Genomic DNA, 12,944 nt, shown 5'->3' on the forward strand with positions numbered 1-12,944 from the left:
TTGCGTTTGACCCGATTCGTCGATGCGCCCTGCGCCCGTGGCGAACCAGTTTTGTGAAAAGATCAGCGAGAGCTCGTCGGGTGTGAAAACCTCGCGCTGATCCTGCGCCCGGACTCCGCCGTTCTTGACGCCGCGACCGCGCTTGTAGTCGGACGCAGGGTTGAACCGCATCATGCCTTGCTTCACCCCATAGCCAAGAATCTCGCTGATGCGTCCGACGTGACCCTTGATTGTCCTTTCATTTTTCCTGCTAAGCCCTTCGCGTTCGGCAACTTCGATTAGCTCTTTGAGGGATGCAGCGCCGTATCGCCGCTTGGACTGATAGATGTCCGATGGCAGTAGGGCGAGGCAGCGTGCGAATTCCAGTACGGTGTCTTTTTCGATCTCGCCAAGTTGCGGATTTTCCATCAGTTCAATGAATAGACCGGCTTCTGTCGCCATACGTCGCGTCTGATCGGCTCCCCAAGCCCGATCCTCCCGGTACGTATCGAAAAGATCAGAGAACCGCTTCTTGCCGTGCCGTGCGGTTACCGGGTCATAGATCACGGGTGTGGCGGCACCTTGCGGTGTTGGCAAGCTGGCAGGATGCGGCTCAAAGACAGGGGGTGTCACGGGCGATGGCGTGACGAGTGGCGTAGCAGGCGCGTATGAAGCAAGACGGGCGCGTACCTGGGCGATCGCGCTTTTCTCCGCAACACACTGCGAAAGTGTCACTTCGGTTGCTTCATTCAGGAATAGCGCGCCGAATCGTCCATTCCGAAACACCGTTTCGTGAGCGTTCAGACCGGCAACGAACTGCCCGAGCGTTGCGCTGCTATCGTAGATCTGCACGAGGCCCGAATGCACAGAATGCGCGCCCTTCAACTCAACGTCGTTCAGGATGAACGCGCCGTCGAAGTCTCGCTCGATCTCGTAAAGGTCGGGGACTTTCCAGCAGGGTAGCGCTTGCGCGTGAATGAACAGCTTCGCGCGATCATTCAACAACTCGCCCGCGAGCGCGCGGGCGGAAATTCCGATTGCATCGGCGCCTTCCTCAACCGAAATCATCCCGTAGCCGGAAAGGACCGGGATTGCCGTCAGTGCTGTTCCACTTCCCATCTCTAAGAATCGCTCGCGCCAATGCAGTTGAATCCGCAGAGCAACGGCCTTTGCCGCTTCCAGGCTCCGCAGGCCGGTCGATGTGTGAATTTCCGTGCGTCCGACCAGCTCACGCAACCGGATAGGCACGACGAGTCGCACCGCATAAATACCACTTGGGCGTCGGTAAAGGCAGGAAGTGCCGGGCATAGCAGGCCACCACTGTAGTAGCCTCGCGGTTAACCCAGACCGTCAGAGCCAGAGTTGATATGAAATCAACGGCTTAGGAGGGTGTTGGAGCGGGCGATGGGAATCGAACCCACGTCATCAGCTTGGGAAGCTGAGGTAATGGCCATTATACGACGCCCGCAGAGCGCGCCATTTTACGCGGATTTCGCCGGGTTGCGCAAATTAGCGCGCCCGGCGCCGCGTTTGAACTGGCGTTAGATCAAACTTCGTACCTCAGATGCCGAACAGCGTGAGCGAGACCGCCGCACGCGTGACGACCATCAGCAGCACCTGCACGATCACGAACAGCAGAATCGGCGAAAGATCCAGGCCGCCGAAATTCGGCAGGATCCGGCGCAGCGGATTGAGGAACGGCGCGGTGAGCTGGAACAGCACCGGCATGGCGGCTGAGCCAGGGTTCAGCCAAGACAGCAGCGCCATCAGGATCGTCAGCCAGATCAGCAGGTTGAGCGCCCACTTCACGAGCGTGAGGACGGCCACGACCAGCAGCGTCGGCAACAGGCCGAGCGGATCGACGCCCACGAGCCACACCATCAGCAGCACAAAGACGATGGAGGCGAGCAGCGCGGCGACCACGCTCGCCCAGTCGATGCCGCGCACGCCCGGAATGACACGGCGCAGCGGCAGCACGAGCCAGTTCGTCGCCTGCTGGATGCCGTGCGTGACCGGGTTATAGGGCGGCACGCGCACGAATTGCAGCCAGGCGCGCAGCAGCAGGGCAGCGCCGAACAACGTGAAGATCGTATTGAGCAGAAAACGGGCGATATCGCCGAACATCGGTGTCTATTCCTTCTTGTGGTGAATGACTGCAAGCGGCGGCGCGGCTGGGCGCCTGCACGCGTGCGATGGCTCGCGGCGCGCGAATCCGGTGAATCAGGCGCTGACTTTGATCTCGCTGATCAGGATCGTGCCGTTGCCGCCGTCGGTGTAGTTGGGAATGTCGTCGATGAGCACCTTGTCGTGCTTGCCGAACACCTCGTAAAAGGCGTCGAGCGTCTCGAACAGGAAGTGCCCGGCCGCCACGTAAGGCGGCGGTGTGCCCGGCGGCCCCGCGTTGATGCCGATGTCGACCGACCAGCCCTTGCAGGCGTCCCCGAAGAGTTTCACGGCGAGCGGCATATGGCGCGTCGCGTAGTAGTCGCTGTCGAACCGGCCGTTTTCCCGATACGGATAAAGGATGCTGACCTTGATCATTGTGCGTTCTCGTCGATGAATCCCTAAGCGTGCGCCCCGTGCCGCCTTGCGCCGGCACCTGCGCGCCGTTGCCACATTACCACGGCTTACGCCTTGCCAGTATGGGCGCGGGATGACGCCTGCTTACGGCGCGTGGCACATGATTCTGACAGCCTTCGCGGTAAACCGTTAAAGTGGTTTGGGTGGCCCTGCCGGGCGAGGCGTCGCGCAGTGTTCGCTGACGTACCGAAGCGATGCGCATGATCCGGTTAAAAAGGACGCGAGGGCACAGCGGCTCAGCTCAACAACGACAAGGTGGCTGACGCCAACAGAATTCATCAGGAATCCGTGGCACGGATTCTGCTGCGTGGACGTAGGCGCGCATATTTTTGGGTTTCGATCGCAGGACGCAGCCGGCATCCCGACACGCGGGAATTCGCCAGGCGCGCGCGAGAGGGCCCCGGGGCGAGTCTGGCTCGCGGCTGACCTATACGGTCTGCCGCGATTGCTCAGCACGGAGCGCGTGCGACGAACAGGTCCTGGACGTTATGTCTTGCGCATGCGGCTATCTCGCTACACCGCGTTCGGCGCTCGCGCAATCTGCGCACAATGGTTTCCATGACTGCAGTTTTCCTGTTGCTGTCTTGCAATTGGGCTGTTTCCTGTCGGTACACCGATTCGGGAGGTCACCATGAGCATCTTTGCTTACCGTAAGCATCTGCGATTCCTCACCCCCCATCAGCGTCGCCGTTGGTGGGATCAGAAGAAGCGCCTCACGCCACGCGTACAGATCAGCGGCGCCTATGTGCCGCCGAGCGTCTCGCGCGAGTTTGCCTACGTGAAAGTCGGCTAGCACCTACATTCCGGTTCGCCTCGACAAAGCCCGGTCGCTTGACCGGGCTTTGTTGTTTCTGGACGCAACGCGACCAATTTGTAATCAAACATTACCTTCGTATCAGGCGCCTTTGGCGGCGAATCCGGTAACTATGACCGGACGAACCCTGCGCGGCGTCTGAGGGCCGCTGTGAGGCCGTGTGGCAGCGCGATAGAGCGCCTCCAGGGCGTTTTTGCGGCTGAGATGTTTCATACGGCCTTGATACGGCGCATTGAATGCGTGCGAAGCAATTGCAATTTGCAACAAATGGCTACCTTTGGCGACGTCCGTTTTGGATAGAGTAAGGACGTGGGCAGTGCCCGTCATGTGGAGCGACGCCGTCGTCGGCCGCCAGGAGAAGAGAAGTGAAAAAGACCGTTTCGTTTATCGTTGCCGCAGCGCTGGGTGTGGGGTTTGTGAGCGCAGCGCAGGCGCACGTTTCGGTGGGTATCGGCATTGGCATTCCGGTCGCACCGGCTTATCCCGTCTACGCCGCGCCGGTCTACGCGCCGCCGCCGCCCGTCGTGTATGCACCGCCGCCGCCGGTGGTCTATGCGCCGCCGCCTGCGGTCGTCGTCGGAGGTTATGGTGGCTATGGCTATTACGGCCACCCGTACTATCACCACGGCTATGGCTACTACCACGGTTATCACGGTGGCTGGTATCGCCGCTAAGGTTTGAGGGTGAGGCGGGGGATGGCGGGGGCCATCCCACCCGTCTTCAGCTTGATGTGCAAAGGCGCAATGCCGGCTCACGCCGCATTGCGCCTTTGTCGTTTTGAGCCCGGATTTAACGCATCAGGACGCGCCGCTGCCCTGAACGATCAGATCGCGGTAGCCGTGCACGATCACGCTGTACGAAAACCACGCGAACAGCAACGCCGAAAGCACATGACACGCGCGCAGCAGGCCCGTGCCGGCGCGTTTGCGACCGTGGCTCGCCAGTGCACAAAGAAACAGCGTCCAGCCTAGTCCGCCGAGAAAGAATCCCGATAGAAAAATTGCCGCCGATCCCGCGCTGGTCGCGCCCGCCTTGGCGATGAGCGCGCCGCCCACCGCCGCGAACCAGAGAATCGCGCTAGGCGACGAAACCGCAAGCAGCACACCGCGCACGAAGCTTCGCCACGGGTTGGGCAACGGCGACGCGCTGTCCTCTTCGCCTTCGACCGGTGGCGCCTTGGCGGGATTGAGCGCCTCGCGCGCCATCTTCCAGGTGAGCATCAGCAGCACGGCCGCGCCGCCGATCCATACGACCCAGCGCACCGCTTCGAATTGCAGCAGCGCCGCCATGCCGGCAAGCGCCAGCGCCGCGTAAATCAGATCGCCGAAACACGAGCCAAGGCCGAGCCAGAAGCCAGGCCGGAAACCATGCGAGAGCGTGAGCGAGAGGATCGCGACGTTGACGAGACCGATGTCGAGACACAACGAAAGCGACAGAAAAAAGCCGTCGGAAAGCAGGGAAACGTGAGACATAAAGCGATATTTGTTGTTGTAATGCGTCGCGCATAAAACCCGGCTACGCGACGAGGCAGGCCCGACTTTTACGCCCGACCTGCCCGTGCTGCAAGGGAAATCAGACGCCGATGCAGAGATACTTCAGCTCGACATATTCGTCGATGCCGTACTTCGAGCCTTCGCGACCCAGCCCCGACTGCTTCACGCCGCCGAACGGCGCGACCTCGTTCGAAATCAGCCCGGTATTGATGCCGACCATACCGTATTCGAGTGCTTCGGCCACGCGCCAGATGCGGCCGATATCGCGGCTATAGAAATAGGAAGCGAGGCCGAATTCGGTGTCGTTGGCGAGTTTGATGACTTCGGCTTCGTCGCTGAAGCGGAACACGGCGGCGACCGGCCCGAAGGTTTCCTCGCGCGCGATGAGCATGTCGCGCGTGACGTCGGCGAGCACGGTCGGCTCCACGAAGCGGCCTTCGGTGACGTGGCCGCCCGCGACGAGTTTCGCGCCTTTCGACGTCGCGTCCTCGACATGCTTCGCGACTTTCGCCACCGCATCGTCGTCGATCAGCGGGCCCTGATTCACGCCCGCCTCGAAGCCATTGCCGACCTTGATCTTGCGCGTGGCGGCAGCCAGCTTTTCGACGAAAGTGTCGTAGATTTTGTCATGCACGTAGAAGCGGTTCGTGCACACGCAGGTCTGCCCGGCATTCCGATATTTCGAGATCACCGCGCCTTCGACGGCGGCATCGACATCGGCATCGTCGAACACGATAAAGGGCGCGTGGCCGCCCAGTTCCAGCGCGATTTTCTTGACCGTCGGTGCGCATTGCTGCATGAGAATGCGGCCCACGGGCGTCGATCCGGTAAATGACAGATGACGCACGATATCGCTTTCGCAGAGCGTTTTGCCGACCTCGATCGAATTCGCCGAATCGGCGGTGAGCACGTTGAATACGCCCTTGGGCACGCCCGCGCGCTGCGCGAGTTCGGCGAGGGCGAGTGCGCACAGCGGTGTCTGTTCGGCGGGCTTGACGACGATCGTGCAGCCCGCGGCCAGCGCGGGAGCAACCTTGCGGGTGATCATCGCGATCGGGAAATTCCACGGCGTGATGGACGCGCACACGCCGATTGGCTGCTTGAGCACGACCAGCTTGCGGTCGGCGGCGGGGCTGGCGAGCACGTCGCCGTTCACGCGCTTGGCTTCTTCGGCGAACCATTCGAGGAAGGAGGCGCCGTACAGCACTTCGCCGCGCGCTTCGGCGAGCGGTTTGCCCTGTTCGGCGGTCATGATCGCGGCGAGATCGTCGGCGTGCTCGATCACGAGGTCGAACCAGCGGCGCAGCACGGCCGCGCGCTCCTTGCCGGTTTTCGCACGCCACGCGGGCAGCGCCGCGTGCGCGGCGTTGATCGCGCGGCTTGCCTCGGCGGGGCCGAAGTCCGGCACGCGGGCGATTTCAGAATTGTCGGCGGGATCGAGCACGGCGAAGGTCGCCGCGCCGCCGGCCCATTCGCCGTCGATCCAGGCGCGCGTCTTGAAGAGTGCGGGATCTTTTAATTGCGTCAGGCGTTCGGATGCCAACTGGCTCATCGTCGTGTCTCCTCTATGCATGAGCGGTGCGGCTCACGGCGAGCCGCACCGGGCGCGGCGTCGCAAAGGCGTCGCGGATGAACGACAGGGCGCGCGCGGCGGCTCGTCATGAGCCACCGTGCGGCGCACTCAGGCGCGGCCGAGTCCGAGTTCGTCGTAGAGACGGTCTACGCGCATTTTTACGTCCTGACTCATCTCGATTGACTGGCCCCATTCGCGGTCGGTCTCGCCGGGCCATTTGTTGGTCGCGTCGAGGCCCATTTTTGAGCCGAGACCGGCCACCGGCGACGCAAAATCGAGATAGTCGATCGGGGTGTTTTCGACCAGCACTGTATCGCGCGCGGGATCGATGCGCGTCGTGATCGCCCAGATCACTTCCTTCCAGTCGCGGATATCGACATCATCGTCGACCACCACGATGAACTTCGTATACATGAACTGGCGCAGGAAACTCCACACGCCGAACATCACACGCTTGGCGTGCCCCGGATAGCTCTTCTTGATCTGCACGATCGCCATGCGATAGCTGCAGCCTTCGGGCGGCAAATAGAAGTCGGTGATCTCGGGGAACTGCTTCTGCAACAGCGGCACGAACACTTCGTTGAGCGCAACGCCGAGCACGGCGGGCTCATCAGGCGGCTTGCCTGTATACGTGGAGTGATAGATCGCGTCGCGGCGCATCGTGATGCGTTCGACCGTAAAGACGGGGAACCACTCCTGCTCGTTGTAGTAACCGGTGTGATCGCCGTAAGGGCCTTCGAGCGCGTGCTCGTAGGCAGCGCTCGCGCCTTTGGCTGGACGCGGCGGTGCGCCGGCGGGAGCGGGCGAGGGCTGACCTTCCTGCGGATAGATGAAACCTTCGAGCACGATCTCGGCGCGCGCGGGCACCTGAAGCGTATCGACGCCCGGTGTCAGGCACTTCGCAAGCTCGGTGCGGCCGCCACGCAAGAGGCCTGCGAACTGGTATTCGGAGAGCGTATCGGGCACCGGCGTGACCGCACCGAGGATCGTCGCCGGGTCGGCGCCGAGCACCACGGCCACGGGATAAGGTTTGCCAGGATTGCGCAGCGCGAATTCGCGGAAATCGAGCGCGCCGCCTCGGTGCGCGAGCCAGCGCATGATGAGCTTGTTGCGGCCGATCAACTGCTGGCGGTAGATACCCAGATTCTGGCGCGTCTTGTTCGGCCCGCGCGTGACGGTGAGGCCCCAGGTGATAAGCGGGCCGGCATCGCCTGGCCAGCAGGTCTGGATCGGCAGCTTCGCGAGATCGACGTCATTGCCTTCCCAGACGATTTCCTGGCAAGGCGGCGCACTCACGGTCTTTGGCGCCATGTCCCAGACGGCCTTGGCGAGCGTCAGCAGCTTGCCGGCGTCCTTCAGGCCGCGCGGCGGTTCCGGTTCCTTGAGCGCGGAGAGCAGGCGGCCCACATCGCGCAGCGATTCCAGCGCGGCGCCATCACCCGCGCTTTCCGGCGCATCGATGCCCATACCGAGCGCCACGCGCCGCGGCGTGCCGAACAGATTGCCGAGCACGGGGAACGCATGGGTCGCACGGCTCTCAAACAACAACGCCGGGCCGCCGGCGCGCAGTACGCGGTCGCACAGCTCGGTCATTTCCAGCACGGGAGAGACGGCCTGCGGCACGCGGCGAAGTTCGCCAAGCGTCTCCAGGCGACCGACGAAGTCGCGCAAGTCTTTGTATTTCATCAGGATAGGGTCGGAGCCGCAGCGTGCGGCGAGAGCAGGAGCGAAACGATTGTCGATTTTACCTGCGTTGCCTGGCGCACGCTGGCAGGCAGATCCGCCAACTGGCCGCAGACGCGCGTGGCACGCGGGTCTGCCCGGATTGAACGCTGTTCATTATTACAATTAGTTATAGATTTGACATTCTATAGTGTTGACGGTCTATAAATCCCTGCTAGAATTCGCCCACATTGGTTGCAGGGCTTGCAATTTTTAACCACCGTCCCGGTCCTTCAGACGCAACGCGTCACCGTTAGCCGATTCCCTGCACGGCTTCCCACGGTCTAGATTGGCTGTCCTCGCCGGCGCCTTTGCGCCGGCTGTTCGCGTGAGAACCCCCACGCGCCGCTCCTGGCGTGTCTGCTGTTCCTGAGGGGTTCCACCCACGGCGTACTTTGCCGTTTTCCCGACGCCGCTGCCGCACCAGCCAGGGCGCGCGGCGTCTTGATCCAGCGATTGGCCTTCGGCCTTGCGCCGACTTCGGTCGTCGGATCATGCACCATGGGGAGATCTGTTAGATGAATACCTGGTTATCGTGGTGGCGCGCCGATGAGCGTCTCGCTCTTGGCTTGCGTGCGCTGCTGCGGCGTGGCACGCGTCTGAGTCATCATTTGTTTAGCATTGTCGGCGGTTGCGCCGTCCTGCTCGCACTCGCCGTGTGGCTTCTGCCCACCTGGCGCGGCACACTCGCCGCGCGCATGATGCCCTTCGTTTCCGCCGCCGTGCAGGCTGGTCCTGCTCGCCTGCTGCAAGGCAATCCGCTGCCGTCGCTGATGCCCTCGGGCGCGGCTGGCAACGACGACAATTCCGCCGATGGCGCGACCCTGCCCACGGCGCTTGTTGCTCCTGACACCGGCCTGCCCGGCGCGGGTATCACGCCGGCCGGCTCGAACGGCGCGGTGGCCCACGTGGCCAATAGCGTCTCGAACGGCGGCATGGCCACGCTCGACGCGGTCACGCTCAACGGTCTGGACCCCCGTTCGCTGCCAAGCGTCGGCACGCTTGCGCGCATGATCCCGTCGCAGCGCATCACGCCGGACGCCCGCGATGACCGCGTGCTGGTCTCGGCTCGCGAACAGGCGATGGTCGCTACCTATATCTCGCGCCGCTATCGCGTGGCGCAGGAGCCGGTGGGTGAACTCGTGAAGGCCGCCTTCGATACGGGGCGCGAAGTGGGTCTCGATCCGCTGCTGCTGCTCGCGGTGATGGCAATCGAATCGGGCTTCAACCCTTACGCCGAAAGCGGCGTGGGCGCTCAAGGCCTGATGCAGGTCATGTCGAAGGTTCACTCGGACAAGTTCCAGTACTTCGGCGGCCAGCGAGCCGCGCTCGATCCGCTCGCCAACATCAAGGTCGGCGCGCTGGTTCTCAAGGACTGCATCGCACGCGGCGGTTCGCTTCCGGTTGGTCTGCGTATGTACAACGGCTCGACTTCGCCGGACGATGGCGGCTACGGCGCCAAGGTGATGGCCGAGCGCGGGCGTCTGCGCGACGCTGCACGCGGCCGCAATGTGCAGATCAACGCACCGCAAGCGCCCACCACCACGACGGCCAGCACCGCTGGCACGCAGAAGGTGGCGAGCGTGAGCATGGGCGCGAACGGCGAAAAGCGCGTGCGCATGACGCTTGACGGCGCACATCCGCTGATGGAGAAGACCTCGGCTTCGTCGTCTCCCTCGCAGGATGACGCCAGCACCGGTGGCGCGGCGGCACAGAAGCATCAGCCCGAACTCGGCGCTTGAAGCTTTAGAAGCCCCAGACGTAATGAAAAAGGCACCCTCGGGTGCCTTTTTCCATTTCTGCTGCTTCGCTTTTGCTCTTACGCCGATCAGCGCTCGAACAGGGTGCGCAGCCGCGCGACCGCTTCTTCCAGCCGCTCGTAGGCGGTGGCGTAAGACAGCCGCACATACTGGCGCGGCGCGGCCACGCCGAAGTCCATGCCCGGCACCAGCACCGTGCCCGCGTCGTGCAGCATCGCGCGGGTGAGCGCGTCGCTGTCGCCGGCGGCGGGGTGGTTGACCTGCGTGCAGTCCGCATAGACATAAAACGCGCCGTCCGGCATCACGGGCACCGTGAAGCCGAGCGATTCGAGCGCGGGCGCGATGAAGTCGCGGCGACGCTGGAACTCCAGGCGGCGCGCTTCGTAGATCTTCAGCGTGTCAGGCTCGAAACAGGCAAGCGCCGCGTGTTGCGCGAGCGCCGACGCGCAGATGAAGAGATTCTGCGTGAGCTTTTCGAACGCGCCGACCAGCGAAGGCGGCACCACGAGCCAGCCCAGACGCCAGCCCGTCATATTGAAGTACTTCGAGAAACTGTTGACCGTCACCACGTCGTCGCCGAAGGCGAGGGCGGAAACGGGCGGCTCGCCGTAAGACAGGCCTTGATAAATCTCGTCGACGATCGTGAAGCCGCCGCGCGCACGCACGCTGTGCACGATGCGCTTGAGTTCTTCGGGTTCGATCGACGTGCCGGTGGGATTCGACGGCGAGGCGAGCAGCACGCCGCGCGTGCGCGGCGTCCACAGGCGCTCGACGTCATCGGCGGTCAACTGGAAACGTGCCTCAGGGCCGCTGGGCACGAGCACCGGCTTGCCTTCCGCGGCGGCCACGAAGTGGCGGTTGCACGGATAGGACGGATCGGGCATCAGCACTTCGTCGTCGCGATCGACGAGCGCCGTGCACGCGAGCAGCAGCGCAGCGGATGCGCCGGCCGTCACCACCACGCGCGCCGGATCGATCGTCAGCCCATAAGCGTGCTGATAATGCGCGGCGATCGCCTCGCGCAGCTTATGGATGCCAAGCGAGTTGGTGTACTGCGTGATGCCATTGCGCAACGCGGCGGCAGCGGCTTCGACGACGGGTTCCGGCGCCGTGAAATCCGGCTCACCGATACCCATGTGGATGATGTCGCGCCCGGCGCTTTCGAGCTTCGCGGCTTCCTTCACCAGTTCCATGACATAGAACGGCTGGATCGCGTCGACGCGCGCGGCAAGCCGCAGGAGCGGTTCGGCAACGGTGTTCATGCGGGTGATTCCAGTGCTGGCGGCCATGGCGCGAGGCCGGGCGGGCGCGGACCTGACGGTCCGGCGCCGCACCTGCTGCGCCAGAGCGCAAATTAAAGCGCTTTCAGGACTTGCGGGCGTTCTGGGCTTCGGTCGCGCGCAGTTGCGCTGCGAGCTTGTCGAGCACGCCGTTCACGTACTTGTAGCCGTCCGAGCCGCCGAACGTCTTGGTCAGCTCGACCGCTTCGTTGATGACGACGCGATACGGAATGTCGACGTGGTGCTTGAACTCGTAAGTCGCCACCAGCAGCACTGCGCGTTCGACGGGCGAAAGCTGCTCGATCGGACGATCCAGGCACGGCGCGATTGCGCCGGACAGTTCGTCCGCTTCGCGGATCACGCCGTGCAGCAGCGTGTCCAGATGCTCGTGGTCGGCTTTGTCGTAGCCCTGCGAACCGCGCAGTTGCGCATCAATCTCGCCGGCGGGCACACCCGACAGCAGCCACTGATACAGACCCTGCGTGGCCAGTTCGCGGGAGCGGCGGCGCGCGCTCTTCATTGCTGTTCCTCTTCGTCTTCTTCGTCCTCGTCGTCGTCGCCGCCGTCGAGTTGTTCCAGCGCAACCGTCAGGTTGGCCATTTCGACTGCGACGCGTGCGGCGTCACGACCCTTTTCGGTCATGCGCGCGACGGCCTGCTCGTCGTTTTCGGTGGTCAGGACCGCGTTCGCAACCGGCACGCCGAAGTCCAGCGCGATGCGCGTGATGCCCGCGCCGCTTTCGTTCGAGACCAGTTCGAAGTGGTAGGTTTCGCCGCGCACGACCGCGCCAAGCGCGATCAGGGCGTCGAACTGACCGCTTTCGGCGAGCTTTTGCAGCGCCAGCGGGATTTCGAGTGCGCCCGGCACGGTGACGAGCAGCACGTCTTCGCCCGTCACGCCCAGGCGTTCGAGTTCTTCGATGCAGGCGTCGGCGAGGCCGTTGCAGACGGGTTCGTTAAAGCGCGACTGGACGATGCCGATGCGCAGTCCGTCGCCGTCGAGGTTCGGTTGGTATTGTCCGATTTCCATTTGGTATCCGTAGGTTCGTTTGAGCGTGGTGACGCGTAAAAGTGTGCGTGCGACGCGGCGTAGTGTATCGGGCTTTGCTGCCCGTTTTACTGCGCCGTGCGCTCGGCCGCTTCCGGTGGGCAGGGCGCTTCGGTCTGGCTGCCCGGCATCGGTATGAAGCCGGTGACTTCGAGACCGTAGCCCGACATGCTGCCGAGCCGGCGCGGCTTGGAAAGCACCTGCATGCGGCCCACGCCGAGTTCGCGCAGGATCTGCGCGCCGACACCGTAGGTCTTGAAATCCACGGGCCGGCGTGCGAGCGCCTCCGCGCGCTCTTTCTGGTCGAACGCCTTGAATACGTCGACCAGATGTTCCTTGCTCTCGCCGCAGTTGAGCATGACGATCACGCCGAGATCGCGTGCGGCGATCTCGCGCATGGCGGCGTCGAGCGTCCACGAGTGCGTGGACGAGCCCGTTTCCAGCAGATCCAGCAGCGAGATCGGCTCGTGCACGCGCACGGGCGTCTCCGTGTCCGGCGTGGGCGTGCCGCGCACCAGTGCGATATGCGGCGTGCCGGTCGGGCGATCGACATACATGATCGCGCGGAACGCGCCGTGAGCCGTCTGCATGACGCGCTCGCCCACGCGCTCCACGATCGACTCGGTGCGGCTGCGATAGTGGATCAGGTCGGCGATGGTGCCGATCTTGATGTCGTGCTCCTTCGCGAACTCCATC

At 63.6% G+C, this 12,944-nt stretch carries 12 protein-coding genes, 1 tRNA gene and 1 pseudogene; 3 read left to right on the plus strand and 11 right to left on the minus strand.

Annotated elements, in window-relative coordinates; genetic code table 11:
* The 4 genes from VG320_RS00235 to VG320_RS00250 all read right to left on the minus strand — a co-directional run.
* The coding region (locus VG320_RS00235; RefSeq protein WP_327198182.1) for a DUF6538 domain-containing protein at positions 1-1,287 on the minus strand (1,287 nt) is incomplete at its 3' end.
* An 85-nt stretch (positions 1,288-1,372) separates the two neighbouring features.
* Positions 1,373-1,447, minus strand: a tRNA-Gly gene (locus VG320_RS00240).
* Positions 1,448-1,539: 92 nt separating this feature from the next.
* A complete protein-coding gene (locus VG320_RS00245; RefSeq protein WP_327198183.1) occupies positions 1,540-2,103 on the minus strand; it encodes a YggT family protein in 564 nt (187 codons plus the stop codon).
* A gap of 96 nt (positions 2,104-2,199) precedes the next feature.
* Positions 2,200-2,520 (minus strand): EthD family reductase, encoded by a 321-nt coding sequence (locus VG320_RS00250; protein WP_327198184.1) that lies wholly within the window; start codon positions 2,518-2,520, stop codon positions 2,200-2,202.
* Positions 2,521-3,190: 670 nt separating this feature from the next.
* Here VG320_RS00250 and VG320_RS00255 point away from each other — a divergent pair.
* Positions 3,191-3,352: a hypothetical protein gene (locus tag VG320_RS00255; protein ID WP_167336019.1), complete on the plus strand. Its 162-nt coding sequence runs from the start codon at positions 3,191-3,193 to the stop codon at positions 3,350-3,352.
* A gap of 386 nt (positions 3,353-3,738) precedes the next feature.
* Positions 3,739-4,047, plus strand: a complete 309-nt coding sequence (locus VG320_RS00260) for a hypothetical protein (protein WP_327198185.1) — start codon at positions 3,739-3,741, stop codon at positions 4,045-4,047.
* 123 nt (positions 4,048-4,170) lie between these two features.
* Here VG320_RS00260 and VG320_RS00265 read toward each other — a convergent pair whose 3' ends face one another.
* From VG320_RS00265 to VG320_RS00275, 3 genes are all read right to left on the minus strand, one after another.
* Positions 4,171-4,845 carry a LysE family translocator gene (locus VG320_RS00265; protein ID WP_327198186.1) on the minus strand — a complete coding sequence of 225 codons (675 nt, stop codon included), beginning with the start codon at positions 4,843-4,845 and terminating at the stop codon, positions 4,171-4,173.
* A gap of 100 nt (positions 4,846-4,945) precedes the next feature.
* The gene (locus VG320_RS00270; RefSeq protein WP_327198187.1) at positions 4,946-6,418 is read right to left on the minus strand and encodes an NAD-dependent succinate-semialdehyde dehydrogenase; all 1,473 of its coding nucleotides are present in this window, start codon (positions 6,416-6,418) and stop codon (positions 4,946-4,948) included.
* Positions 6,419-6,547: 129 nt separating this feature from the next.
* Positions 6,548-8,125, minus strand: coding sequence for a UbiD family decarboxylase (locus tag VG320_RS00275; RefSeq protein ID WP_327198188.1), 1,578 nt, complete (start codon positions 8,123-8,125; stop codon positions 6,548-6,550).
* A 554-nt stretch (positions 8,126-8,679) separates the two neighbouring features.
* Here VG320_RS00275 and VG320_RS00280 point away from each other — a divergent pair.
* Positions 8,680-9,903, plus strand: coding sequence for a lytic transglycosylase domain-containing protein (locus VG320_RS00280; protein WP_327198189.1), 1,224 nt, complete (start codon positions 8,680-8,682; stop codon positions 9,901-9,903).
* Positions 9,904-9,989: 86 nt separating this feature from the next.
* Here VG320_RS00280 and VG320_RS00285 read toward each other — a convergent pair whose 3' ends face one another.
* The 4 genes and pseudogenes from VG320_RS00285 to VG320_RS00300 all read right to left on the minus strand — a co-directional run.
* Entirely contained in the window at positions 9,990-11,183 is a 1,194-nt protein-coding gene (locus VG320_RS00285) for a pyridoxal phosphate-dependent aminotransferase (protein WP_327198190.1), read from the minus strand.
* 103 nt (positions 11,184-11,286) lie between these two features.
* Complete coding sequence (gene nusB / locus VG320_RS00290) at positions 11,287-11,721, minus strand: transcription antitermination factor NusB (protein ID WP_027817474.1); 435 nt, start codon at positions 11,719-11,721, stop codon at positions 11,287-11,289.
* On the minus strand, positions 11,718-12,230 hold the full coding sequence (ribH, locus tag VG320_RS00295) for a 6,7-dimethyl-8-ribityllumazine synthase (RefSeq protein ID WP_027817473.1): 513 nt from the start codon (positions 12,228-12,230) through the stop codon (positions 11,718-11,720). The genes nusB and ribH overlap by 4 nt, the downstream gene beginning before the upstream one ends.
* Before the next feature lie 86 nt (positions 12,231-12,316).
* Positions 12,317-12,944, minus strand: a pseudogene (locus tag VG320_RS00300) (bifunctional 3,4-dihydroxy-2-butanone-4-phosphate synthase/GTP cyclohydrolase II); the annotation flags it as partial.

It is taken from the genome of Paraburkholderia sp., from assembly GCF_035948235.1.
In the GTDB taxonomy this organism is placed as follows: Bacteria; Pseudomonadota; Gammaproteobacteria; order Burkholderiales; family Burkholderiaceae; genus Paraburkholderia.

Bases quoted from the DNA above. Each gene is read 5' to 3' on its own strand.
- VG320_RS00245 (WP_327198183.1), bottom strand. From the start codon at position 2,103: ATGTTCGGCGATATCGCCCGTTTTCTGCTCAATACGATCTTCACGTTG.
- VG320_RS00250 (WP_327198184.1), bottom strand. From the start codon at position 2,520: ATGATCAAGGTCAGCATCCTTTATCCGTATCGGGAAAACGGCCGGTTC.
- VG320_RS00255 (WP_167336019.1), top strand. From the start codon at position 3,191: ATGAGCATCTTTGCTTACCGTAAGCATCTGCGATTCCTCACCCCCCAT.
- VG320_RS00265 (WP_327198186.1), bottom strand. From the start codon at position 4,845: ATGTCTCACGTTTCCCTGCTTTCCGACGGCTTTTTTCTGTCGCTTTCG.
- VG320_RS00270 (WP_327198187.1), bottom strand. From the start codon at position 6,418: ATGAGCCAGTTGGCATCCGAACGCCTGACGCAATTAAAAGATCCCGCA.
- VG320_RS00275 (WP_327198188.1), bottom strand. From the start codon at position 8,125: ATGAAATACAAAGACTTGCGCGACTTCGTCGGTCGCCTGGAGACGCTT.
- VG320_RS00280 (WP_327198189.1), top strand. From the start codon at position 8,680: ATGAATACCTGGTTATCGTGGTGGCGCGCCGATGAGCGTCTCGCTCTT.
- VG320_RS00285 (WP_327198190.1), bottom strand. From the start codon at position 11,183: ATGAACACCGTTGCCGAACCGCTCCTGCGGCTTGCCGCGCGCGTCGAC.
- nusB (WP_027817474.1), bottom strand. From the start codon at position 11,721: ATGAAGAGCGCGCGCCGCCGCTCCCGCGAACTGGCCACGCAGGGTCTG.
- ribH (WP_027817473.1), bottom strand. From the start codon at position 12,230: ATGGAAATCGGACAATACCAACCGAACCTCGACGGCGACGGACTGCGC.